This window comes from Candidatus Vicinibacter affinis (assembly GCA_016714365.1).
GTDB lineage: Bacteria > Bacteroidota > Bacteroidia > Chitinophagales > Saprospiraceae > Vicinibacter > Vicinibacter affinis.
Genome location: JADJNH010000005.1, coordinates 120524 through 146828 on the forward strand (window position 1 = coordinate 120524; position 26305 = coordinate 146828).

General features: G+C 36.0%; 20 protein-coding genes. 12 read left to right on the top strand and 8 right to left on the bottom strand.

Going from position 1 to position 26305, the window contains the following annotated elements:
* Window positions 1-14: 14 nt before the first annotated feature.
* Window positions 15-2270: a UvrD-helicase domain-containing protein gene (locus IPJ53_00850; GenBank protein ID MBK7797636.1), complete on the bottom strand. Its 2256-nt coding sequence runs from the start codon at window positions 2268-2270 to the stop codon at window positions 15-17.
* Window positions 2271-2661: 391 nt separating this feature from the next.
* Here IPJ53_00850 and IPJ53_00855 point away from each other — a divergent pair, with 391 nt between their 5' ends.
* From IPJ53_00855 to IPJ53_00870, 4 genes are all read left to right on the top strand, one after another.
* Window positions 2662-4854, top strand: a complete 2193-nt coding sequence (locus tag IPJ53_00855; GenBank protein MBK7797637.1) for a glutamine synthetase III — start codon at window positions 2662-2664, stop codon at window positions 4852-4854.
* A gap of 262 nt (window positions 4855-5116) precedes the next feature.
* Window positions 5117-5446 carry a M23 family metallopeptidase gene (locus IPJ53_00860; protein MBK7797638.1) on the top strand — a complete coding sequence of 110 codons (330 nt, stop codon included), beginning with the start codon at window positions 5117-5119 and terminating at the stop codon, window positions 5444-5446.
* Window positions 5447-5518: 72 nt separating this feature from the next.
* Window positions 5519-6061, top strand: a complete 543-nt coding sequence (locus IPJ53_00865; GenBank protein ID MBK7797639.1) for a hypothetical protein — start codon at window positions 5519-5521, stop codon at window positions 6059-6061.
* A 475-nt stretch (window positions 6062-6536) separates the two neighbouring features.
* Window positions 6537-6992, top strand: coding sequence for a cold shock domain-containing protein (locus IPJ53_00870; protein MBK7797640.1), 456 nt, complete (start codon window positions 6537-6539; stop codon window positions 6990-6992).
* A 348-nt stretch (window positions 6993-7340) separates the two neighbouring features.
* Here the strand turns inward: IPJ53_00870 and IPJ53_00875 are convergent, their stop codons facing one another.
* A complete protein-coding gene (locus IPJ53_00875; GenBank protein ID MBK7797641.1) occupies window positions 7341-8027 on the bottom strand; it encodes a hypothetical protein in 687 nt (228 codons plus the stop codon).
* A gap of 239 nt (window positions 8028-8266) precedes the next feature.
* Window positions 8267-8602: a hypothetical protein gene (locus IPJ53_00880; protein ID MBK7797642.1), complete on the bottom strand. Its 336-nt coding sequence runs from the start codon at window positions 8600-8602 to the stop codon at window positions 8267-8269.
* Between the two features lie 460 nt (window positions 8603-9062).
* On the opposite strand from IPJ53_00880, the gene IPJ53_00885 reads away from it, so the two are divergent.
* The gene (locus IPJ53_00885) at window positions 9063-9614 is read left to right on the top strand and encodes a sigma-70 family RNA polymerase sigma factor (GenBank protein ID MBK7797643.1); all 552 of its coding nucleotides are present in this window, start codon (window positions 9063-9065) and stop codon (window positions 9612-9614) included.
* Between the two features lie 5 nt (window positions 9615-9619).
* Window positions 9620-10408: a hypothetical protein gene (locus IPJ53_00890; GenBank protein ID MBK7797644.1), complete on the top strand. Its 789-nt coding sequence runs from the start codon at window positions 9620-9622 to the stop codon at window positions 10406-10408.
* Window positions 10409-10492: 84 nt separating this feature from the next.
* Here the strand turns inward: IPJ53_00890 and IPJ53_00895 are convergent, their stop codons facing one another.
* The 4 genes from IPJ53_00895 to IPJ53_00910 form a co-directional block, all read right to left on the bottom strand.
* Window positions 10493-13399 carry a CHAT domain-containing protein gene (locus IPJ53_00895; protein ID MBK7797645.1) on the bottom strand — a complete coding sequence of 969 codons (2907 nt, stop codon included), beginning with the start codon at window positions 13397-13399 and terminating at the stop codon, window positions 10493-10495.
* Between the two features lie 74 nt (window positions 13400-13473).
* Window positions 13474-14958, bottom strand: a complete 1485-nt coding sequence (locus IPJ53_00900; protein ID MBK7797646.1) for a S8 family serine peptidase — start codon at window positions 14956-14958, stop codon at window positions 13474-13476.
* A gap of 141 nt (window positions 14959-15099) precedes the next feature.
* Window positions 15100-16125 (bottom strand): quinone-dependent dihydroorotate dehydrogenase, encoded by a 1026-nt coding sequence (locus tag IPJ53_00905; GenBank protein ID MBK7797647.1) that lies wholly within the window; start codon window positions 16123-16125, stop codon window positions 15100-15102.
* 20 nt (window positions 16126-16145) lie between these two features.
* On the bottom strand, window positions 16146-16778 hold the full coding sequence (locus IPJ53_00910) for an MBL fold metallo-hydrolase (protein MBK7797648.1): 633 nt from the start codon (window positions 16776-16778) through the stop codon (window positions 16146-16148).
* Window positions 16779-16803: 25 nt separating this feature from the next.
* On the opposite strand from IPJ53_00910, the gene IPJ53_00915 reads away from it, so the two are divergent.
* Both IPJ53_00915 and IPJ53_00920 read left to right on the top strand, forming a co-directional pair.
* Window positions 16804-20031: a hypothetical protein gene (locus IPJ53_00915; GenBank protein MBK7797649.1), complete on the top strand. Its 3228-nt coding sequence runs from the start codon at window positions 16804-16806 to the stop codon at window positions 20029-20031.
* Between the two features lie 135 nt (window positions 20032-20166).
* The gene (locus IPJ53_00920) at window positions 20167-21681 is read left to right on the top strand and encodes a right-handed parallel beta-helix repeat-containing protein (protein MBK7797650.1); all 1515 of its coding nucleotides are present in this window, start codon (window positions 20167-20169) and stop codon (window positions 21679-21681) included.
* A gap of 57 nt (window positions 21682-21738) precedes the next feature.
* On the opposite strand, the gene IPJ53_00925 is transcribed toward IPJ53_00920, so the two are convergent.
* Window positions 21739-22452, bottom strand: a complete 714-nt coding sequence (locus IPJ53_00925; protein ID MBK7797651.1) for a DUF4197 domain-containing protein — start codon at window positions 22450-22452, stop codon at window positions 21739-21741.
* 174 nt (window positions 22453-22626) lie between these two features.
* Here IPJ53_00925 and IPJ53_00930 point away from each other — a divergent pair, with 174 nt between their 5' ends.
* The 4 genes from IPJ53_00930 to IPJ53_00945 are packed head-to-tail and all read left to right on the top strand — an operon-like array spanning window position 22627 to window position 26295.
* Complete coding sequence (locus IPJ53_00930) at window positions 22627-23568, top strand: glycosyltransferase family 2 protein (protein ID MBK7797652.1); 942 nt, start codon at window positions 22627-22629, stop codon at window positions 23566-23568.
* Between the two features lies 1 nt (window position 23569).
* The gene (locus IPJ53_00935; GenBank protein ID MBK7797653.1) at window positions 23570-24706 is read left to right on the top strand and encodes a glycosyltransferase; all 1137 of its coding nucleotides are present in this window, start codon (window positions 23570-23572) and stop codon (window positions 24704-24706) included.
* Entirely contained in the window at window positions 24690-25715 is a 1026-nt protein-coding gene (locus IPJ53_00940; GenBank protein MBK7797654.1) for a dehydrogenase, read from the top strand. The genes IPJ53_00935 and IPJ53_00940 overlap by 17 nt, the downstream gene beginning before the upstream one ends.
* Complete coding sequence (locus tag IPJ53_00945; protein MBK7797655.1) at window positions 25711-26295, top strand: D-sedoheptulose 7-phosphate isomerase; 585 nt, start codon at window positions 25711-25713, stop codon at window positions 26293-26295. Before IPJ53_00940 ends, IPJ53_00945 begins: the two co-directional genes overlap by 5 nt.
* The last annotated feature ends 10 nt before the right edge of the window (window positions 26296-26305 follow it).

Below are 26305 nucleotides of genomic sequence, written 5' to 3' on the forward strand. Positions count from 1 at the left end.
AGCTCATTAGCTCATTAGCTTAAGATTTCCAATTTCGCAAACTTTAACATGATCTTCCGCTGTGGGTTGTCTACTTCTCTAAAAAAAATGGTTGCAATTCTATTGTCTGATCCTCCTTCGATGTTCAGCACTTTTCCTTCTCCAAATTTCTGATGCAGCACCGTCATGCCTGCCTGAATTCCATTCGGATTGCTGGGTTTAAAATTTGCAAGTCCGGGATGACTGATACTTACAGGTTTCTTCTCTACAAACCTTACTTTAGGGGAAGCCGGTTCATCGGTCAAAGTAAAAACAGTTGCTCTTGCAGTGTTGTCTTTTTCGAATCTGGCTTCGTCTATTTCTTCAATAAATCGGCTTGGCTCGTTCATTCTAAGATTACCGAAAAAATATCTTGAAGTTGCATAACTCAAGGTTAGAAAATGCTTTGCCCTGGTAATGGCTACATAAAATAATCTGCGCTCTTCATCGAGTTGTTCGGGTGATGACATGGACATATAAGATGGAAAAAGATTCTCTTCCAGGCCACCCACCACTACCGCTTCAAATTCCAATCCTTTGGCTGAATGCACAGACATCAAAGTGACATAATCACTTCCTTCCTTTTCTTCGTCAAGTTGTGTGATGAGCGCAATGGATTGCAAATAAGAAGACAGACTCCGATCCGGGGTAGTGTCACCCAGTACTTCATCATTTTCTGTAAAATCCTTGATTCCATCAAGCAAGGCCATTACGTTTTCCAATCTGGAAATTCCTTCATTCGTTACATCTTGTTTGAGCTCTGAAGACAATCCTGAGATCTTGTAACTGTAAATGGCTGCATCATAGGCATTGCTTTTACGGGACATGTCCTGCATCTCGATGATTTGCATGCGGAACATCTGTAACTGTTGACCTATCTTGCCAGCTGCACTGAACGTAGCCAAACTTTCGAACAAGGACAAATTGTGTTCCTTTGAAAATTCCAACAGCTTATCTACAGTACCATCACCAATTCCTCTTTTGGGATAATTGACAATTCTTTTAAAGGCCTCATTGTCTTTTGGATTTACGGTCAGACGCAGATATGCAAGCAAATCCTTGATCTCCTTACGTTGGTAAAAGGACATTCCACCAAATACTTTATATGGAATATTTAACCGACGCATTTGCTCTTCAAAAATTCTGGATTGCGCATTGGTCCTGTAAAGGATTCCGATTTCCTTATTCTTAAGATGATAACTGTTTTTCAGTTCGACAATATAATCTGCTATTCTTCTTCCTTCTTCATTATCCGAACTTGATTTGATCAACTTGATCTTATGGCCTTCTTTTTTATCAGTCCATATTTCTTTTTTAATCTGCCGGACATTGTAAGTAATCACATCATTTGCCGCTTGTACAATATGCTCGGAACTTCGGTAGTTTTGTTCGAGTTTAAAGATTTTCACATCCGGAAAATCTGCTTCGAAATCCAAAATGTTTTTGATGGTCGCTCCACGAAATGAGTAAATGCTTTGGGCATCATCCCCAACAATGCAGACATTCCGTTGACTCCCCGGATAGAGCACAATTTTTTTTAGGATCGCGTACTGAAGGTAATTGGTATCCTGGAACTCATCTACCATTACATGTGTAAATTGCTTACGGTATTTTTCCAGCACATTGTCCGGATTTTCCTGAAACAGTCGGAACAGTTGAAGTAAGAGATCATCAAAATCCATAGCGCCCGCTTGAAGACATTTCTGTACATATCTTTTATACACTGCAGAAGTATAGGGCATCTTGTTTATCCGATCCTGTTCAAGCAAATCAGCATCTTTCTCATACATCAGTGGGGTAATGAGATTTGACTTTGCATTCGAAATTCTGGATCTTAAGGAATTGGCGTTGTAATCCTTTGGATTCAGGTTTAGCTCTTTAATAATTTCTGTTATTAGACTTTTGCTATCGTCTGTATCATAGATTGAAAAATCAGTAGGATACCCAATCTTGGTCGCTTCCACACGAAGGATTCTGGCAAAAATTGAGTGGAAAGTGCCACTCCACACCTTTCTTGCTTCCCCGGAAGCTACCAGGCTGATACGCTCAGTCATTTCTTTTGCAGCCTTGTTGGTAAAAGTCAGAGAAAGAATGTTCCATGGTTTGACACCGGACTCTATCATATGAGCCAACCTATAGGTGAGTACTCTTGTCTTTCCTGAACCCGGACCAGCTATAACCATTACCGGCCCGCCGATCTGTTCTACAGCTGCACGTTGTATCGGATTGAGTTCATCTAAGTAATTGGCCATGGGTCTTCAAATAAGGATGCAAGATAAGCCCTGAACCTACAAAGCGTAAAATGCTCGAGGAAGAAATTTGTAAAAATCAAATATTCATTCAGTTATCCATCATTTAATTGTCCTTCAATTTTATCAATACAGGATTTGTCTTGATGCCCAAATGATCCCTCCATTTGAACATATATACCTTTTTTAACTCCTTCTAATCCATTAGCTCAGATTTCAATAAAAGGAAACATCAACATTTTATAAATATGAAATATTTTCTCATTTTTAGATCCAATCAATTAATTTTTTATAAAATAAATTAAATATTTTGTAAATAATTGATCCAAACACACTAAATAGTCTAAAATTTATAATATTTTTGCAACACAATTATTACTTCTAAATAAATTTTATGTCAACCAATCGCAGTACAGCTTTGAGTCTGTTTTTATCCAGACCAAAAAATCCCCTCGCAAGGGAGAACAAAAAAATCTCATCCTACTATGCGGAAAATGTTTTTACAGAAGATAAGCTGAAAGCCTATCTGTCCAATGATGCATACAAAGCCTATAATCAAACCATTTCCCAGGGACAAAAAATCTCCCGCCAACTTGCAGACCAGATTGCCGCTGCACTCAAGGCCTGGGCCATGGAAAAAGGTACTACCCACTATACTCATTGGTTTCAGCCTTTGACAGGTACAACCGCTGAAAAACACGATTCATTCTTCACGCTTGCCGGAAATGGCAGTGCTGTTGAGAAGTTCGATGGAGATGCATTGGTCCAACAAGAACCTGACGCCTCTTCATTTCCGAGTGGGGGATTACGTGCCACTTTTGAGGCCCGTGGCTATACCGCCTGGGATCCTATGTCTCCTGCATTTATTATGGACATTGCAGGTTCAAAGACACTATGTATTCCTACTGTTTTCATTTCGTACACAGGAGAAGCCCTCGACCATAAAGCTCCATTGATTCGCTCCATTGAGGCTTTGGATAAGGCTGCTACCGGAGTGGCGAGGTATTTTGACCGGTTTGTAAATAAGGTAACCCCTACTCTGGGTTGGGAACAGGAATATTTCCTGATCGATAAAGCCATGTATTACGCACGACCAGATTTGATGGCCAGTGGAAGAACTGTGTTTGGAAGAGGACCTGCCAAGGGACAACAATTGGAAGACCACTATTTTGGGGCCATCCCGGAAAGGGTGTATTCGTATATGGTAGATCTGGAGATGGAGTGTCACAAACTGGGAATTCCCGTAAGGACCCGTCACAATGAAGTGGCTCCAAGTCAATTTGAATTGGCACCTATGTTTGAAGTGGCTAACATTGCCGTCGATCATAATTCTCTACTAATGGATTTGATGGATCGTGTCGCCAGAAGACATCACCTCATTGTGCTGCTTCACGAAAAACCATTTGCCGGAATCAACGGAAGTGGAAAACACAACAACTGGTCCATGAGCACAGATACAGGGACGAATTTATTGGGCCCTGGAAAAACACCTCGTAATAACCTGCAATTCCTGACATTCTTCACCAATACCATTAAAGCGGTACACGATCATGCTGATTTGCTCCGCGCAAGCATTGCTGCTGAAAGCAATGATTATCGATTGGGAGCCAATGAGGCCCCACCAGCCATTATTTCCGTTTTTATAGGTGATTATCTCACCAGAGCATTGGAAGCCATCGAAACCAGAGTTGAAAATGATCTTAAAGAAGAGGAAGAAAACGATCTGAAACTAGACATCCACAAAATGATTCCGGATGTTATGATGGACAATACCGACCGTAACAGAACTTCTCCTTTTGCCTTTACAGGAAATAAATTTGAGTTCCGTGCGGTAGGTTCTTCTGCCAATTGTGCAGACCCGATGATGGTTCTTAATACGATCGTAGCGAATCAGCTGAATGATTTCAAAACCAAAGTGGATAAACACATTGCAGATGGAGAGAAGAAAGACTCTGCTATCTTGAAAGAGCTTCGTGAATGCATCAAGTCTTGCAAGAATATCCTTTTTGAAGGTGATAACTACAGTGAAGCATGGGCAGCAGAGGCTGAAAAAAGAGGATTGCCAAATATCAAAACTACCCCTCTTGCGCTGGATGCCATCACTACCAAAAAATCTCACCTTCTTTTCACCTCCTTAAACATCATGAACGATCGTGAACTTGAAGCCAGGCATGAAATTTATCTGGAGAAGTACAACAAGAAAGTAGAAATCGAATCAAGTCTCATTGAAGAACTCGCACTTAACCAAATTCTGCCGGCGTGTATGAGATATCAGACTGAAGTGATGGCCAATTTAAAAAATGCTGCTGAATCAGGTATTCCAAAATCTGCCATGAAAACACAACAGCAAATCGTAGAAATCTTATCTACACACATAGAAGGTATGTATCAGAACATTCAAAAAATGGTAGAAGAAAGACATAAAGCTCATCAGCAAAAATCAACCCGTGAAACAGCACTTTATCTTTGTGATAAAGTAAAACCGCTATTCCTCGAAATAAGATCTCATGCCGATGATTTGGAACTCTATGTCGAGGATAAATACTGGCCACTTCCAAAGTATAGGGAGATTCTTTTCAACCGATAATTAAAAAATATTTTTGATGAATCCCGTGTTCGTTCATTCGAGCACGGGATTTTTATTTTAATCAAGAATTGTCATTAGAGTTCGTAGTGAGAGTCAAAATAAATTCGCGACAGGACTTAAGGAATGCAGTTTTTTTTACATCAGTGCGCATGTGGATCATGACAATGTATCGGGCTCCTATAAAGATTACAACTGTGGCAACCTGTGTTACGATTCACACCGAGGAATTGACATTGCTATAGGGCCTTTCCCCTTCTAAAAAATGGACCAAGATCAAGTGGAGGTAATTGCATCTGCTCCCGGCATCATAATTGATAAATACGATGGCGAATTTGATAAAAAATGTGCAGGTGTTTCAAGCAGTGCGAAAGCCAATTATGCAGTAATTCAACATGCCGATGGTTCCAGGGCGATCTACTTCCACATGAAGTCCGGAAAAACAACCACCAAAGCCATTGGGGAAAACATCGCTGCAAGTGAAAAAATTGGAATTGTGGGAAGTTCTGGAAATTCTTCGGGGCCGCATTTACACTTTGAAATATGGGCAGGCAGCACTGTAAGTACTTTAGTGGACCCCTTTGCAGGCAACTGAAATGTAAAAAATGCTCAATCCTGGTGGAACACTCTGAAAATTTACAAAGATCCTGAACTCATACAGGCCTCCGTGCACACTACAGATGTAGTAATTCCAGCTTGTCCAACAACGGAAACACCTAACCAAACTGAAGTTTTCAATTTACCTTTTCAGGGATCCGGCCTGCCTGTGGGATTTGCAAAGTTTTACATTTTCCTCAGAAATGAAACCAATGGGAAAGTAGTGGAAATGAGCATCATCAATCCGGATCAAACCACCTTCACAAGCTGGACCCGGAATTCTAATAATGATTCCAAATTCAGATATTGGGGGTATTCAAAAAAATTGCCAACGATTCCAGGTCGATACACCTTTTCTGCAACCTACAATGGAAGGACTTGCTCTCAAATGTTTGAAGTAAAAGTCCCTTCTGATGTTAAAACACCTCTTAATAAGTTAGGTAGAATAAACTTACAGCCAAATCCCTTCAAAATATCTACTAAAATTATTTTGCCAAATGTTGCTGAAAATGTCAGTTATACCATCTCTAATGGTATAGGTCAAGTGGTAAAATTCGGCACCATACCTGCAGGTAATACCTTAGAGATTACCCGCGACAATCTACCGGCATGACTTTATTTTCTAAAGTTGAATAAAGTCAGTTTATCAGATAATACCACCAAAATGTTGGTCATAGATTGAATTTACCAGTAATTCCATGCTAAAAACATAGAGCTTACTTTAATTGGCTTCCAAATAATATAATGCGGTGATGGTATTTTTCATCACAATTCAGCTAAAAAGCCGTATATTTGTGGTCCTCACCAATACATCGTGACTATTTTCGTTACCATTCGTTGCCAAAAGTCTGTAACCCATTGTGACATATATCTAAGCAGGACGAATTGGGATGTGTAAGGAACTTTAAGAAATGATTCTTCCTTATATAGGTTAGTGTTATTTATAAATAAATAATAGTTTAATCGAGTAATTGTATCATTGTTTTTTCATTTAATAATGAAAGCATTTTGCTCTCACTTTCTTAAATTCATGATAAAATAATGCGCCGGAAATTTTCAAACGTCATCAATAAAGCTGTTAATTAAATATGGGTAAATCACAAGAAACTTTTAGTAAGAAAGAAAAAGAGAAAAAAAGAATTAAGAAAAAACAAGACAAAGATCAAAAAAAGGAAGAGCGTAAAGCAAATGCCGTTAAAGGTAAAACCCTTGAAGAAATGTTTGCGTATGTTGACGAAAATGGAAACATATCAACCACCCCTCCAGATCCAAACAAAAAACATGTCTTCAAAAAAGAAGATATGCAGATCAGCGTTTCCAGAACGGAACCAGGAGAAGCAGTGGAAGTAGTTAGAACTGGTATTGTCACCTTCTTTAATGACTCAAAAGGTTATGGATTTATAAAAGATCTGGAAAGTCAGGAAAGTGTCTTTGTCCATATCAATGGACTCGTTGACCGGGTAAAAGAAAGAGACAAAGTAAAATTCGAGACAGAAAGAGGTCATAAAGGACTGAACGCTGTAAAGGTTACCGTTGTGAATTAATTTTTGGTGAAGCGGTGGAAATTTTATTCTGATTTTCAAGCGCCTTTTTAAAAATTAATGGTACTTCATGGAGACCTGATTTCATAAAGTCGAGCATGTTATAATGGTTTTGTGCTTTATCCAAAGCTCCCATTCTACAAAATATTAGATTGAAAGTTAGCTTCATATACTTTAATTTCAATCTGGGTTTGCATTTAAAACAAGATTTCAAGTTCAATAATATATATTTAAAAAAGGGAGTCATTCGTTTGAATGTGCTCCCTTTTTTATTAATTCGACGAGCTGTCATAAAACTTACAATTCAATTAAACATATATTTGCCTTAATAGATACTCATAAATATCTTGTTTAAAGTAGTTCAATCATCCCCTTGCAAATACTTTGATATTTTCCACCTTCGTAATTCAATTGACGGAACAGACTGGCTGATATTTTCCTACCCTCCGGTATCATAAGTGAGGAGATTCCAAAATAAAATTTGACATCATCCTTGAATTCAGGGTTAATAAACCCAACAGCAAACGCAAGGTTTTTATTTAACAATGAAAAATTACTAGCAGCTACACCGTATCGACCACTGTACAATTGTGAGAGGGCCAGATAATATCTTGCAACTTTATCCTCCGGATGCGCCTTTGTATAATTATAGAACAATTTCTGTGATTCAACAAAGTTCCATTTTTCAAACAACTGTACTCCTTTATTAAATGATTCGATATCTCTACAGCTCAATAATTCTAAGGTGGTTTCTGACACCTCAGACTCCAATTGGTTTCTAACCAATGGTGATTCAAATTCAACAGTTGTTTCCTCACCATCCACTAAGCAACTTGAAATAGTATGCTGTACAATATAGGGGAACCTGGTGATCTTATAGTTATTGATGAGACTTACATCCGGACCATGCGTTGCGTCCGAAGAGTTGAACAAGATTTCAGAACTTGCAGTAAATCCTTTAATTCCCTGCGCTGAAATAAAATTTCCCTTGAGGATTAAAAGAAGAGTTAAAAGTGAAATTAAAAATGCCTTTTTCATGATTTGAATAATTTAATTGTTAAAAATAATTTTTAGTTTTTTGCCGGCAGGTTTGTTCTTTAACATCCCTTGCAAACAGCTTCATATAAATGGTGTAAATAATTTCAAATATTTAAGGTCAGTCATGAATTATTTTTATTTTTTTTAAAAACTAAATATGTACTGTAAAAGAAAACTGCGAAAGTGATGCATTCATCACTTTCGCAGCAGTAGGTAAGGAGGTATGTCAGTTAATATCTCTATTTTCTAATTCGGTGGTAGTATAACCAACACCTTCTGAAACAAGGTTGGTTTATCACTATACCGGGATCACCACATTGCTTGGTACAAATTTCAAAAATCACCTTTTCATCAAGTTCATCTACCTTAGATTTGCTAACTTTTAAATCTGATTTTGTGCCAATTTCAAAATTGATCTTTGTGTTTACTTTTGGATTTTCAATTTCCACAGAAGTTCTCCTAACCTCCCTGATAGAAGCAGCCTCAGCAGGAAAGTTTAAAAAATCCTTTGAAAAGCCTTCTCCCATAAAAAGTACAAAAGCTAAATTGACTGAGAAAATAAATTGCCGTTTCATAAAAAATAATTTAATTGTTAAAAAAATAATAAACAGTTAAAACAAAGTCGAAGAAGTTTCTTGATCGAAATTGAAGTTCAAAATATATCTTCAAGTTTGTCTACACTATTATGGTGTATAAAAGCCTTAATAATTAAGGCCTGGTATAAAATTTATTTTTTTTACATTATATTTATAATATTTTGCATATAAGTAAGACTAGTTTGCCATTTACCTATTCTTCATTATAACCTAAAATTTATATCCCACTTGAAACTTATTTAATGGTTGTTGTAAGACACTAAATTCTTTAGAAATTGTAATTCCAGTATAAGAGACGCCCAGGATGGGATGTAATTTTAGCTTATAATGTCCGGCCAAAAAAAAAATGCCTAATTTGCCTTAATTTATTATTTATTTTTACACTGTATAATTAATAGAATCTATGTGTAAATCTTGTGAATCGTTTAAGCTCCATCTTATGGAAGGAGAGTTGGGTAGGAAAAAAGCCGCCCAAGGACTTTTTGAAGAAGAAATTATTCAAAAACATGCCAGGTATTTCTATTGGAAATATCAACGATTCGTTTCACTAGACTATAACAGCTGGGAAGATTTTTACGTGGAAGTGGTTTTGCGAATTTTTAAGGAGAAAGAGGCCGGCAGGGGGCCAAGAGATAATTGTGACGGTTATTATTACAAATTAACCAGAAACATTTGTGAAGAGATGGTAAGATCAACCAATAAATCAAAGGCTGTTCAGGATGAACTTTCACGATTGGATGAGCTTACCGGAGATCCATATATCATTGAAAAAGTAAAAAAATATATAAACCAACTGGAATGTAAATGCAATCGCCTGTTGTACCATTATCATATTGAAGAACAATTGGTAAGAGACAAAAAGGAACTGGTTAATATTCTGAAAGATAAATGTGGAAAGGAATACACGATTGGTTCGATTCCTGTTCACCTTTCTGGTTGTCTGAATAAATTAACTGAATTAGTCGAAAATGATCCTGATCACTTATTTTAAATAAAATGGAAAATACATCAATTAAATTTCAAGAATATTTAGACCATCGTCTGAGTCCTGAAGAAGAAGCAGCCTTTAAAGCTGAGTTACAAATCGACAAAAAACTTAAAAGTAAATTTGTTGCATTCCTACTAAAAAAACTCCAGGTTCAAGACGCAGTGGATCCCGACACCCGGGAAATGGTTTCAGAAGTTTATCGGAATATGACTCCGGTAAAAATGTCAAACCCATCCAAGATTTATAGATTGAATAGGTTTGCTTCAGACAACTGGCCAAAACTTGCAGCAGCGGCATCCTTTTTGTTGGTGATGAGCTATTTAATTTCTGTTTACACATCAGATGCTCACAATACCGGTAAAAATCTAAACGAAATCATGCTGGAGCCGATAAGTATGGAAAGGGCTTCTTCCTCAGATATGCAACTTTACGAGAAAGCTTCTTATTTCTACTTCAAACCAAAACCTCTTACAGACAGCCTAGAAGGCTTGTCAAATGCATGTCGCGCTTTCTGCTTACCTAAATACTACCTTGCTCATGCCTACTTAAAAAACGAACAGTATGATAAAGCAAATTTGTTATTTGAGGAGTGTTTGAAGAATATCGATTACATAAATCAGATTCCACAATTACAAGGCCATGATCAAGAGATCAGACTCAATGTATTGATCAGCAGAGCAGGATTGAAAATGAATTCTAGGGAAATCCTAAATGACTTGAATCAATTAATTAGTGAACTTCAACCAAATGATGACATTTATGAAAATGCTCAATCTTTGCGGAAATTATTGAATTAAAGTTTAATAAAATTTAGCTAAATCCTGCTAAATTTTACTAAATTCATTTTGGTACTTATTAGCAAAGTTCTCTTCAATTTTAAGTCACTTCAATCTTTTAAAATAATAAATCAATCCGGCAAATAAAACCAAAACAATTAATCCCGTCATCCAATAATTGGATTCAGATGATTGGATTGCTCTTTCCGAACTACCAATAAGTATTAATCCAGCCCAGTTTTCCGGATATACACTCTTGCCTGCAGCAAGAAACTCCCTTTTGCTGGTGGCAAGTGCGACATCTTTTGGTTGTGTTTGATTAAAAAAGTGATGGTAGAAACCTGGAATAATGGTATAGGCTCCATGAGTATTGATCTTCCACAGCGTCGTTATAAAAGATTTTACTCCACTGTAGGCAAAACCCCTTGCCAGGCTGATATTCCCCTCACCCTCCCGAAGTTGACCCAAGGCAGTTTCACATGCGGTTAGTGTAATGAGTTCCTGGTTCATAGGATAATTGTACAATTCTTTTAAAAACATAAATTGACTGGAATCCGGCTTTGGTGAAAATTGAGAAAAGGAAATAAAACTTTGGTCTGGGTCGTCTGCTACAAATCCATGAGTTGAAATATGTAAATAAGCATACTTTTCAGTAGCCAAAATAAAACTTTCCTTTGAACTAGTTTTATCCTTAAAAGTTCGGTCATAAGCTGCCTGAATTCCGGTCACTTCATCATCCTGGTAGCTTAAGTAGGGTAAAACTTTTGACTCAGAATGAAATTGAGGAGCTAAAATTGCAAGCATAGGCTTTAACTTTATTTTCCCTCGTTGCCTGCTCATCTCCTGTAACATACTAGCTGAAAAGCAATAACTTAAAGCATGATGTTGTATGAGAAAATTGCCTTCTTTCGCTTGTAATGGCAAATTACTTCCATCATTTGAAATCTTAGACAGTAAGGCATCAAATGAAAGATTATTTAAAATCCCATCAGGTATAATAATCAGCCGCTCAGGCAATCCATATTTTATTTTAATATGTCCAATTAAAATCTCATAAAGTTGGTTGGAAGTCAAACAAAATTCTCTAACCAACTTCGGATCAGTTATTCCTTCCTCATTTACAGGATTTATACTTTTTCTAAATGAACTTATGTGCCTTTCTAATTCACTCTTTAAGATTTGCACGGTATCAAAAATAAAATGACTTTTACTGATTAAAAAAATGTTGACCAGTGAATCCTGTATAAAATACTCCAACAAAGCCTGATCCTTTTCCAACAAATTTTGCTGAATATCCTGAATTGAAATATCCACACCCTTATACTTTATGGCGAAATAGGAGGGTGCTTTCAGTTTTAATTCACTGATAAATTCTCTTTGTTTCCTTTCCACCAATCCAACAATAGAATCATTGTATAAGGCCTTTTGCTGCAAGATCAACAATTCTTCTTTTTTGCTCTGTAAAGCAATAGGTAATTGATCTTTTGCATTATTCAATCTGGACGCTTCAATCAGAGAAAATGCTTTGGCTTGTTCTACCAATTGGAATGCCCTGTCAATATACAATTGATCGCCTGTAAGTGTATAAAGTTCTTTTATGTCTTGAAAAGCATCTGGTAACCATTGTCTGGATTTTTCAGCAAGCCTTATCTTTGAGTAATCATTAATTAAATTTGCTCTAATAAAATTAATAAGGTGTGCTAAGCTATCATAACTTGCATTTGCTTGAACTACAAATTTTGTATCACCTTTAGCTAATTGAAGTTGAACTCTCCCAATGCTTGCCAATAATACTAAACTAGATTCACAGTCTTTGTAAAATTCATTTATTCTGGGTAAATCTTTATTCAATGGCCTTGAGTTACTAATAATGTGTAAAGCTGAAGAATAGGAATTCATTGCTTCCTGAAATAAGTTTTGTCGGGCCAATGCCGTGCCATGATTAATATAAAATATCTTTAGTTGATTTTTTAATAATGGATCATTTAAGGATTTATAAAGTTCGATACCTTCTTCATTTATTAACTGCGAGTGCTTGTATTTCCCCATTCTTTCATACAATGCAGCCAAATTTCCGATACAAGTCATTAAAGCTTGATCATTACCCGAACTATCAAAATATTCTCTTGCCTTTGAATAAAATGATTCTGCATAAATATCCAATCTCTCATGGTGATCTGGAAATTTTACCATTTTTACAGAATCCTGGAAAGCATTCCCTATACTATTGTATAGATAACCCAATTGATTTAAACTGTCTGAAGACGGACCAAACTTACGCACCAAATTTATTCCATATTCTGCAGATTGTATTGCTTTTGAAAATTGCTTCATTGCAATATACAAATCACATCTTGTAGCCATGAGGTCATATATATATCTGCTACTCTTGGCCCAGGCATCTGAATTATTAAGAATTGTATCACTTGTTATGTCAACTACTCTATTTAGCGCTTCGTTCAGGCAATGCAAAGAATTATCAAATTCATGCATGTTCATATAAGCAAATCCTTTCCTAATCTTGGTATATATGTAAGGAAAGACTTCGAATTGCTTATCTATAACGTCTGCTGAATCAAAATACTTTAATGCTTCCAAATAATTTTCCTCTAAAACATAAGTACTCCCAATATTAATTAATGATCTCAATACATCTAAATGAACAGAGTCTTTGAAAAAATCCTTTCGCAATTTAAGTGCTGCCTGGTGAAATATCCTTGATTGTTGGGTTTGTGTTAAAAAAAACTTTGCGCCAAGCTTATGAAAATTATTAGCAAATTCAATTAAAACTGAATCGCATTTATAATGGCAGTCTTGATTAAGAAATTTGTTTGCCAAAGCTATCCAAATTGAATCATTCAAGACTCCATATTTATTCAATGAATCCTTGGTGTAAAATAGTTCATTGAGATCACATTCTTTCGGATATTGAACATCATCATTATGGTGAGATCCATTTTTAACTTCACAATTTATGAAGAACAAAATAAATATAAAAAAAAATAATCTCATTCAAGCAACATGGTTGACAAGCAGATTGTTAAATAAATAAGGATTACTTTTAAAAATGTATTGTAATTTGATAATTAAGGAATATTGCAAATATTAAGGTTTAAAATTGAATTTATATCCAGCTTTTTATAGCTAACATTTCTCCGAACTTGACTACTTCCCATAATTGCACTGCTTTCTAAATACATTTTTATATTACTATTTGGAATTTGTGGATGATTGAATTTTATAACTGCTATCAAACGACTAATCAGAGGAACAGCGAATGAAGTGCCACTTTGATAGGCTGCTCCGGTTACATATTCTCGTTGTAAATTTTCAGGAAATGCTGCAACAATATTTTCACCATGTGTAAACAATGTTACAGATTTATCTGAAGCGTCGCAATAATTCGAAAATAAAGCTATATCCGTGGAATTACTATCAATAGCCCCTACCGAAATTACATTGTTGTGTTCGGCTGCCAAACACGCAGGATAAAATCTTACATTGTTACTAATTAAGCTAGCATCATTTCCAATTCCAGCAACAATCATAATATTTTGCCTACTCGCATTTCTGAAAAAATTGTTGAATGCATATGATATTGAAGAATCCATTGATTTCAAATCGCCATCTCTATTAAATTTAAAACCCCAACTTATATTTATGATATCAGGATGTTGTTCTAATGCATAATTTATTCCACAAAAAGCATGAAATAAATCTCCCTGGTTAGAACCGTTTTCAAAAATCCCGACATTAACAAATCTGAGAGGTGCCATTATTCCAAAGTTGTGATTTGATGCACCCACAGCTACGCCATTTACTGAAGTTCCATGCCCAACTTTATCCTCGGGTTCATTAATAATAGGCATCCGGGATTGATTATACTGTGTAAATATTCGAAGACCTAATCTGTTTTGATTACTGAAACAACTAGAGTCGTTGTATGGCAGCCAGTTTTTCCTCAACAATAAATTACGGGTAGGGTCTGGAGTGGGATCTACACCAGTGTCAATTATAGCTATTTTAATGCCTGTATCGGAAGGATTAGGACAATTACTTATTGTTCTAAATGTATCTTTTTTTTCTGCCGGAGTTGTAGGCTTTGGATTTGAAACATCAAAAACAATGTTTAAAAGCAGACCATTTTCTGACCTGTCCCCGATGATTTCTCCTCTTGGAGCACTTTTAACTACTGTGCCTACATCTATAGGGTCTACGGTTTGAAACTCCCATAACTCAAAAGGGCTTGTTCCACAAGCACATGAATCCTTTTTTTCAAAGCAATTATCTATTAAATATTTTCTGAGATTGGATGCATTGGGATGAGTTTTATCAAGTATTATTTGATTACACTTGTAAGAGATAAAATGATAATTTGGTTCTAAAGGTTCTGATGGGTATTTTTCGGTGATAATTTGGGTACAATGTCCTTTATTATTAGATTCTTCATACAATTGACAAAGCTTACTCCTTGTACAACCCCCTTGGAAGATGAAAATTAGAATTACTATAAAAATTAGACTTTCATTTCTAATAGCCGATTTTGTAACGGATCCGCATAATAATTTCATAACAAAAATTTAAAGGTTAGTTTTCGTTTAGTATGTGTAAATCTAAATAAAAAATTAAGGAGAATTTAAATAATTCTTCATTTTGACTCATTTTCAGTGAAATGAGTGCTTAAATAAACGAAAAAACAAATTATCTGTGGATTATTGTCCCTTAAGCAGACCTTCTTTAATTTTTCTAACCATCCAAGGGCCCTTATAAATCATACCTGAATAAATTTGAATCAAATCTGCCCCTTGTTTGACCTTGTTAATCCCATCTTCGGGATCGAGAATTCCTCCGACAGCAATAATGGTAAAGGATTTTTCTGCCTTCACCCACTGGAGAACTTCGTCTGTAAATGGCCTTACCGCTTTACCACTCAGACCACCGGTCTCCTTTAAGAGCTCTGTTTCTTTTAAATATTCCGGTCTCCTTATGGTCGTATTGCACAAAACAAGACCATTAATTCCTGTTTCTTTTACTACTTGAATAATTTCTTCTACAGCCTCTTGACTGAGGTCGGGCGCAATTTTAAGATAGATGGGTTTAGGTTTTGAATGGCTAAGATTTTCCTTTTGGACAGTGCTCAGTAAATGTAAAAGCGGTTCCCGCTCCTGTAAGCTGCGAAGATTTGCAGTATTAGGGGAAGATACATTTACTACAAAATAATCCACATGATCAAATAAGGTCCGGAAACAGATAAGGTAATCCTCCACTGCCTTTTCATTAGGAGTTGCTTTGTTCTTGCCGATATTTCCTCCAATGATAACATTTTTAGTCTCCTTGAATTTTTTTAATCTTTCAACAAGCTTTTCAACCCCTTCATTGTTGAATCCCATTCTATTAATTATAGACTCATCCTTCACCAACCTGAACAACCTTGGCTTGGGATTTCCCTCCTGCGGCAAAGGTGTTACTGTACCCACTTCAATCGAACCGAAACCAAGATCCTGAAGTAAATTTAACCATCGGCCATCCTTGTCAAATCCGGCAGCCAGACCAACCGGATTCATGTAAACCAGCCCATCAACTTGCCTCTTCAGTTGGGGGTGTTCAAATTCAAATGACTTTTTCAAAAGATATGAAATTCCCGGAATTTTCATCCCCAGTGCTAAAAGATCCATTGATAAATAATGTGCTTTCTCTGGATCAAATAGAAAAAAGAGGCGCTTTAATATCTTCCAAATCATATCCTCTGGTGTTAAATTTATAAAAATGGGTTGGTTAATTTTTCCTGGCCAATCGTAGTGATGCCCCCATGACCTGAATAAACCTTGGTTTGATGAGGCAATGGTAGCAATTTTTCCTTAATGGATCGAATTAAGGTGCCATGATCCCCTCCGGGTAAATCGGTCCTTCCAATACTACCTTCAAAAAGTACATCGCCGCTTAATAAAAGTTGGTCTTTTGATGAATGAAAACTTAAACTACCGGGACTGTGACCTGGTGTAAAATAGACATCAAACTCAACCCCTCCAAAATTTTGTTTGCTGCCTTCGTCAATCCAATCGCCTACTTCAGGATATTTAAATACCTCAAGGCCATACATTTGGGAGACTTGAACAGCCATACTGTAAGTCATCATTTCGTTTCTATTCATTCGGGGCTTCAGTCCAAATTCCTTAAACATAAACTCCAATCCGAATATATGATCTATGTGTGCGTGCGTGAGGATAACTTCGCTTAACTTCAGTCCATGCGAACTTAGAAAGTTTTGAAATTCCACTCTCTCAGTGGAAGTATAAAACCCTGGGTCTACAATAACCGCCCGCTCCGGATCTTCCCAAAACAAGTAGGTATTCTGATAAAAAGGATTGACCGTAAAACAGTGTAATTCCATATTTCGTTATACTTTTAGCAAATTAATGGAATTCTGTCTGAATCGTTTAGTATTTTTTACCATTCTTAGCCTCTTCTTAGTGATGCAAAGCCTGAAAGCTCAGCATGCAAGGGAGGTCTTTGGCAAAAATAAAGTTCAATACAACGATGATTTACAGGATTGGTGGATTTATGAAACCAACAATATAGTCTATTATTGGTATGGCAAAAGTAGAAATTTAGCTCAGTTCTACATCAACCTTGCGGAAAATGAGAACCAAAAAATCCGAAGTCTTTTTGAGTATCATCCCAAAGACAAAATAGAATTGGTTATTTTTTCTGATTTATCTGATCTTCATCAAACGAACCTTGACCTCCAAAATTCTTTTACTCCGCAAACTTGGGATCTTGAACCTAAAATAAATGACCAGAAAATACTCCTCTATTTTAATGGCAATCACGAACAATGTCTGAGCTTATTGCGTAAAGGAATTATCCAATTATATTTCAATTCCATGTTTTCCGGAACCAGTCTGCAAGAGGTTGTTCAAAAAGTAATTTCATTGAAACTTCCAGGATGGTTTGAATCAGGTTTAATCGGATATCTTGGGGAGGGTTGGCATGAAGATGATATTTTCGAAATGGACCAGGCTTGGCATCACCAATCTTCCTTTCAGCGTTTTTACAATCGCAACCCAAGTCTTGCGGGTAAGTCATTTTGGAATTTTATCAATATTCAATTTGGTGAAAAATCAATTTCCAATTGGTTGTACATGACTCGTATTCAAAAAGACTTAAATCAAGCAACTAAGCTGGTCTTTCAACAAGACTTAAAAAATCTATTTGACCAATGGAAAAAATACTATTCCAGAGAACTTCAAACTTTAAATCAGAAAAAAGAACAACACTTTAAATTAAAACTTAAAAAAGAGGAACACATAATATATTCCGGTTACAGTCAATTACATCATTCCTACTATCTTGCAACTAACCAGAATAACCGCAAAAGAATCAGATTGCTCAATGAAGAAAACAATAAATTAAAAACCATCTACAAATCGGGTCACCGGAACAAAATAAATCTTCCGGACAAGATTTATCCAATATATTTGGAAGACGAAGATAATGGTATCCAGCTCATTATCAATGAAAAGAGAAATAGACTTCATCTGATTTTAATACAAACAAGAACCGGAGAAAAAACAAATACTGTCCTTCCTGAAGACATTCATGAAATCTATGACGCTGCATTTTTAGATCGCAACAATCTCATATTCTCTGGTACTAACAATAGTTTCTCAGATATCTTTTTATACAATCTTCCTTCCAGATCGTACAGAAAACTGACAGATGATATTTATGACGACCTTCATATACAATTGATAAAAAATAAAGACCAAACAAAACTCATTTTTCAATCCAACAGACCCGATACCAACTCTAAGGTAAATGAATTGGATAGCCTTTTGCCTTTAGATAAATTTCATCTTTTTAGTTTGAATCCAAAAGAACCAACAATATTACATTTAGAAGCGCAAAGTCTCAATTTTGGTTCAATACAACAGTTTACTCATTTAAATGAAAATGAATTTGTCATCCAATCTAAACTACAATCTAAAAATGTCTATTATTTCCAAAAGAATTTAAACAATTATGACTTAAGCGATGATCAATTATTTAAAATTGCTGTAAAAAAAGACAACAATAATCTGTTGATGATTTATAAAAAATACAAAAACAAATATGTTTATACTTTAAGTACATTGGATCAAAAATTAAAATCAGCAGCACTCATTTCAGAAATAACATCCCCTAAAATTAAAGGAAATGAAATTGAATTTACAGAATCAATTCATGAAGCAAAACATAACTCAACCTTTTCCTATTTTGTTTCAAAATTTGGTGACCCACAAGGTGTAAAGGAGGTTTTGTTTAATGAATTTGACAGGAAAAAAATTAATTATGAAGACAATGGTTTAAACATACAAAATCTGAATGAAACAAAAATTTCAGAGATTATAAAATTTAATCCAAATTTATCAATTGCTTATCGAAAAAGATTCGGAATTGAAGAAATCTCAGCGGATCTGAACAATGACCTACTCTTTGGTGGCCTAAATACCTATTCTGGTTTTAACCCAGACTTTAACCCTCCTAATATTGGATTGCTGTTTAAAATCAGGGTGAAAGAAGTTTTTGAAAACTATCATCTTGAAGGTGGAATAAGAATTCCTACTGATTTTATTGGCTCTGAAGCTTATGCATTATTAGAGAATAATAAAAAAAGATGGGACCATATTTTTGGCATTTATCGCAAATCAGATCGTGAGAACATTCCGAATGGAAATTTAAATTCATGGAGACTGGCTACTAATACTTTTCTTCTCAACTACCAGTTAAAATATGCACTGGATCCATATCAGAGTTTAAGATTAAACAATACTTTTAGAAATGATCACCAATTTTTGCTTTCTTCAGACATTAAAAGTCTTGATAGTCTGGGTAGAAATATTCAAAGTATCGGTACAAGATTGGAATATGTTTTCGACGATGCTTTAGACTTATCCTTAAATTTAAAGCAAGGCTATCAAATCAAGCTATTTTTTGAAGGAGTCAAAAGAATAAATACTAGCCTGGATGGTGGTCTTAATTTAAAGCCTCTTGCGGGTATGTTGCTAATTGCCGGTATGGATGCACGATATCACCTACCTGTACTAAGACATTCTGTGTTTGCTAATCGACTTTATCTAAATGCTTCCTTTGGAAAGCAAAGATTACTAAACCATCTTGGAGGTACTGAAAATTGGTTGATTCCAAAATACAGTACAGAATCTGTTTCCATTACAGATCAGGATTTTGCTTTTTCTCAACAAGTCACCGAAGTGAGAGGACATCCGCTTGGAGCAAGAAAGGGTTCGTCTGCTGCCGTTCTCAGTACCGAAATTAGAATACCTTTTTTTCAATATATTCTCAATCAAAACTGGAAAAACAGCTTTCTGAGAAATCTTCAATTAATAGGCTTCACAGATATCGGATTCAGTTGGAACGGCCTGATCCCAAATATAAAGGAAGCAGAAGAATTTAAAATAAGAGCGCAGAATCCGGCAGTAATTGTGGATGTCATATATAAAAGAGATCCCATTATATCAGGAATGGGAATTGGGCTTCGTTCTTCATTATTTGGATATTTTCTTCGATTTGATTATGCCTGGCCGGTAGATCGATTTGGTTTTAGCAAACCGTTACCGCATCTTTCACTGGGTTTGGATTTTTAAAAATATTTTATACAATTGCTAAATTGGCAATTACTGATTAAATATAATTATCAAACTATTTACAAATTAGTTTTAACATTTTATACAAATTTGCAATCTACCTTTCAATAATTTCCCAAATAAAAATTATCCAAGATGAGCTTGAGAAATATTTACCAATTGCTTTTAACAGTAAGCTCTTTTCTAATTTTTTTACAAACAAGCAGTTCGAGAAACTATTACATCTCTCCTTTGGGTGCAGATTCAAATAATGGTCTGACACCAAATACTGCATTCAAAACAATTCAAACTGCAACGAACATTGTGAGAGCGGGTGACAGTGTTTTGGTACTGGATGGTTATTACAGTGGTTTCGACCACAGAGATAAAAATAGTGGGTCTCAAGGAAATCCTATTGTTTACTTTGCCTTGGGAAAAAAGGTATGGATTACCTCAGGATTTTATCGAAATAATGGAATCAATATTGAGAACAACGACTTTGTTCATATAATTGGATTTAAGATCCATGGAATGCTTAAAGAAGGAATCCGTGCGGTCCTGGCGAATAACATAAAGATTCTGAACAATGAATGTGATAGTTGCTTCAGGGGAATTTTTACAGGATACACAGATGATATTACGATAGAACACAACATTTGTACGAGATCTCACGGAGAACACGGAATTTATGTATCCAACAACAGTGACAGAGTTCTCATTCGGTACAATTCATCCAGTTACAATAAAGCAAGTGGCATTCAAATCAATCCTGATGTAAGCAGTGGAACTCCGGGGTATAGTGAAGATATCATTTGTACACATAATATTGTATTTGAAAATAGAAAGGCTGCGGGTTTGAATTTTCAGGGATTGGATAGAGCTTTGATTGCAAACAATTTAATTTACAACAATCATGAAGGTTCCGGCATCACTCTTTTTCATGGGGATGCCTCAAAAGGCTGTTCAGATGTTAAAATATTCAACAACACTATTTTGGTTCCGGTAGATGGACGATGGTGTATTCATATTGTAGACGATGCAAAAAACATACTCATAACTAATAACATACTTGTTAATCTACACCCCTGGAAAGGAGCAATTGCTCTGGATAAAGGAATTTACTTACAGGAAAAGATACTAAGTGATTACAATCTGGTAAGTGATAAATTCTGTGAAGAAAGTGATGGTTGTAGTAAAAATCTTAAATTTTGGCAATCTCTTGGAAATGACACACATTCCATCTTGGTGCCCTCTGATTTAAATACCGTTTTTAAAAATATAAATCAGCAGAATTTTGAACTTCAGGAAATGTCATTAGCCATTAATTCCGGGAGCTCTTCAGTATACAATGATGTCAAAGATGATTTAATTGGTAATGCAAGACCACAATGGCAGGATTTTGACATTGGTTGTTACGAGAAAAAAATTGGCACCCATACAAAATTCGAAAAGAAAAATAAATATTCCACCATTCTTAGTGAATTAATGAGAACTGATTTAGATTTTCTTGATGGTCTTGAATTTTCCTTATTTGACTTTTCAGGAAAATGTGTTGCATCGAATCTTTCTGTGGCATTGATTCCTCATTTTCCAACTGGATGGTACACTTTGATCCCGACTTCAAATTATGGAGAAAAAAGAGTTAAACCAAAGATTGTTTTTATCCAATAATATCCTGTCAATAATTACATTGTAATCATCGATTAAGACCCAAAATAACGCAGGGGTTTATTTATCCTGTTTTGCAAAAACTTTTTTCAGTAAATCAGTGGTACGCGAAGCAAAATTATGGCGTATGTCATTTTCCTCTTCTGCGATTTTTTTGAATAATCCTTCAAGGGCTTTGTTCGTTACATGATCTGCCACATCTGGATTTGCTTTTTTCACTAAAGGAATCTGATTGTATTTATTAACTGCAGAGGACCAATAATCTAAGGCACCAAATTTATTGAGAGACTCAGTGATTACCGGTTTAAACTCAGCGTATAATGCAGTTTGTGTGGTGCGCATGAGGTATTGAGTTGCGGCATTGTCTTCCCCTTTAAGGATGTTCCAGGCATCTTTTATAGTCATTTGCTTTATAGCGGAAAGGAAAATTGGCTTTGCCTTAACCGCAGCATCTTCAGCTGCCCTATTAATTTTCTCCAACATATTTTCTTCCACTTTATCAAATCCAGGAATAACCCTTAATTTATCTGTAACGGCTTTGGCTTCAGGAGGTAATAAGATCTTGTAAATACTTTTATAAAAACCATCTTTTACTGAAAGCTGGTCACTACCCTTAGAGGTTCCTTTGCTCAATGCTTCTTTCAAACCAGCGGCTATCTCATCTGTATTTAACTCTTCCAGTCCTACCTGTTTAAGCAGCTTCCCAAATTGTGCATCACAGGATGAAAACCCGAAAACTAGAAATATGCCAAAAACCAATATTAAATTTTTCATTTGTTATTTTACTAATTAGACTCCAAAAATAGACCAAGGGTTTTAGAATAGCCGTTAAAATAATGTGAAGATTGTCAAATAATGCTTTTGATCTTTATCTAACACGATTTTATATATAAATATTTTTTAATATATTAGGATACTGTTTATCTTTGTGACCTGAAATCAAAGTCTATGGACATTTCCATCGTTATTCCAGCCTACAATGAGGAAGAGTCTCTTCCTGAGCTGTTGCGTTGGATCCGTGCGGTTCTTGACCCCATTGGGTTAAAGTTTGAAATTTGGTTTGTTGATGATGGCAGCACAGACAAAACCTGGTCGGTGATGGAAGCTCTTCATGTTGCCCAGCCGGAGATCGTAAAAGCTATAAAATTCCGCAGAAATTATGGAAAGTCAGCTGCTTTAAATACTGCATTTCATGCTTGCGTAGGAGAGGTTGTAATAACATTAGATGCCGATTTGCAAGACTCTCCAGAAGAAATTCCTGAATTATTCCGCATGATAAAGGAAGAGGGTTTTGATCTTGTATCGGGCTGGAAAAAGAAAAGATATGACAACGCCATTACCAAAAATATTCCTTCCAAAGTTTATAATTGGGTTACGGGTTGGATGAGTGGTGTCAAGTTACATGACATGAACTGTGGACTTAAAGCATACCGCAAAGAGGTCATTAAAAGTATCGAAGTCTTTGGAGAAATGCACCGATATATACCCGTAATAGCTAAATGGGCAGGTTTCAGAAAAGTAGGAGAAAAAGTAGTTATTCACCAACCTCGTAAATACGGTCATTCCAAATTTGGAATGAGTCGATTCCTAAATGGATTTTTAGATCTGGCAACCATACTTTTTATTGGTAGATTTGGAAAAAGGCCCATGCATTTCTTTGGATCCTTGGGCTTGAGCTTCTTTTTTATGGGCTTGTGCTTTGTCTGTTATTTGATATTCACCAAATACGCATACAATGTCTATGGCATGGCCGGTCGTCCCGCATTCTACATGAGTCTGGTCATGATGGTAATAGGTTCCCAACTATTTCTGACAGGCTTCATTGCCGAATTAATATCCAGGAATTCCAGCGAACGGAACCATTATCTGATCACCAAAACTTTAGGCTAACATGTCTTCCGTTGTCATCATAGGGCCTGCACACCCATTAAGAGGCGGTTTGGCCTCCTTTGATGAAAGGCTTACAAGGGCATTTATGCAAGCTGGTTGGGAAGCTGAAATTTTTACTTTCTCTTTGCAATACCCTGGTTTTTTATTTCCCGGAACTACCCAATATTCGGATGAACCCGCACCCAATGATTTGAAAATAAATGTTTGCATCAATTCGGTTAATCCACTTAACTGGTTTAAAATTGGTAAAATTCTAAGTAAGAAAAAACCAAATTTGGTTATCGTCAGATACTGGCTGCCTTTTATGGGACCTTGCCTTGGAACCATACTTAAAATATTGAAGACAAATAACTTTTCTAAAATAATCTGTATAGTTGACAATGTAATCCCGCATGAAAAAAGACCAGGTGATGTATGGTTCTCACGATATTTTCTAGAAAAACCTCATGCTTTTATTACCATGAGTGAAAAAGTAAATACCGATTTACTCCGCTTCAGGCCTGAAGCTAAATCCAAGATCGTAGACCATCCTCTTTATGATAATTTTGGAGATAAAATAGATGTTTCCATTGCCAGGGATTTTCTTAAAATTTCAAAATCGGCCAAAATTGTATTGTTCTTTGGGTTTATTCGAAAATATAAAGGCTTGGATTTATTAATAAGGGCCTTTGCTGAACCAATGTTATCTAATTCTGATATTAAATTGGTCGTGGCAGGTGAATTTTACGAAGATGCACAGCCCTATCTAAAATTAATAACTGAATTGAATTTGGAAAACAAGATTATCCTGCACACCCACTTTATTCCAGACAGTGAAGTTAAATATTACTTATCTGCATGTGATGTTGTGGTCCAACCTTATAAGAATGCAACACAAAGCGGAGTCACCCCATTAGCATACCACTTTGAAAAACCCATGATTGTCACAAATGTTGGAGCTTTACCCCGTTTGGTACCCCATGAAAAAGTGGGGCTTGTTTGTGAACCCAATCCAAATGATATTGCTTTGGCTATTAAACACTTCTTTGAATTTTCCGATGGATATTTTCTGGAAGGTTTGCTCGAAGAAAAAAAGAAACTGAGTTGGTCTGCTTTAGTCTCAAGTATTTTAAGTTTGCAAAATGATTTGGAGAAGTAAAGCCCCTTTTAGACTTGGTTTAGCCGGTGGAGGGACTGATGTCAGTCCTTACAGCGATCTCTTCGGTGGTGCAATCCTAAATGCAACAGTTTCATTATTTGCACATTCAAGTCTTGAACTTTTGGAAGAGCCAATTATAGAGTTCAAGTCCATTGACCAAAATAAATCGCTTAAGTTTCCGGCCGGAGTCCCCATTCCTGTAAATACAGGACTTAACCTACAATGTGGTTTGTACAACAAGCTACTCCAAAATGGGTCATTAGACGCCAGAGGTCTTAGACTTACAACTTCTATGGATGTTCCTCCAGGGAGCGGTCTTGGAACGTCATCTACTTTGATGGTTTCGATGATTAAGGCCTTTGCTGAAATGCTTAATTTGCCTTTTGGTGATTACGACCTTGCTCACTTGGCTTATGAAATAGAGCGTATAGACCTTGGATTAGCTGGAGGAAAACAAGATCAATATGCAGCCACTTTTGGTGGGGTTAATTTTATGGAATTTAATAAAGAAGATCAGGTAATAGTAAATCCATTAAGAATTCGCCAAGATTATCTGGATGAACTGGAACACAACATTGTTTTGTACTTCACAGCAACCAGCCGTAGTTCTTCAGAAATTATTGCCGCACAACAACAAAATGTTACAGAAAAGAAAACATCCTCAATTGAAGCTATGCATCATCTGAAAGAACAAAGTAAGATGATGAAAGATGCATTGTTAAAAGGTAAACTGCATATGATTGGAGAAATTCTTGACTATGGATTTGAACAAAAGAAGAAAATGGCAGATAACATCTCTAACTCAAATCTAGATGCCATTTATCATGCAGCAAAAGAGGCTGGAGCCAGTGGTGGAAAGATTTCCGGTGCAGGTGGAGGGGGCTTTATGTTTTTCTACTGCCCACTCAACACTAAATACCGCGTAATGGAAAGACTTGCTGATTTTGGAGGTTACTTCATGAAATATCAATTTACTTCACAAGGTGTAAGAAGCTGGAAAAGCAATTAAAAGAATGAATAGAATTAAGAATATCATTTCCAATTCCATTAGTGTCAAGCAAAATTTGCTGGAAGATGAAAAGACATTAACCAAAATAATGGCTGCATCTCATAAAATACTTCACGCACTTCAAAATGGAGGCCGAATTTATTTTTGTGGAAATGGAGGTAGTGCGGCGGACGCACAACACTTGGCAGCAGAATTTTCAGGTAGATTCTATCAAGACCGAAAAGCCCTTCCAGCTGAAGCTCTGCATACCAACACTTCCTACCTGACTGCAGTAGCTAATGACTATAGTTACGATGTTGTGTATTCTCGTCTTATAAATGGAATAGGCAAACCAAATGATGTATTGATTGGAATCAGTACCTCTGGAAATTCCAAAAATATTATCCTTGCTCTTGAGGAAGCAACAAAAATCGGTATGGCAACTATCGGACTCACTGGAAATAAAGGTGGTATCATGAAAGACATTTGTGAGATCAATATTGCAGCTCCCTCTGATGACACGCCACGCATTCAGGAATGTCATATTCTTATAGGACATATCATTTGTCAGATAGTGGAAGATATGTATTTTAATCTTTAATTCATTTTGA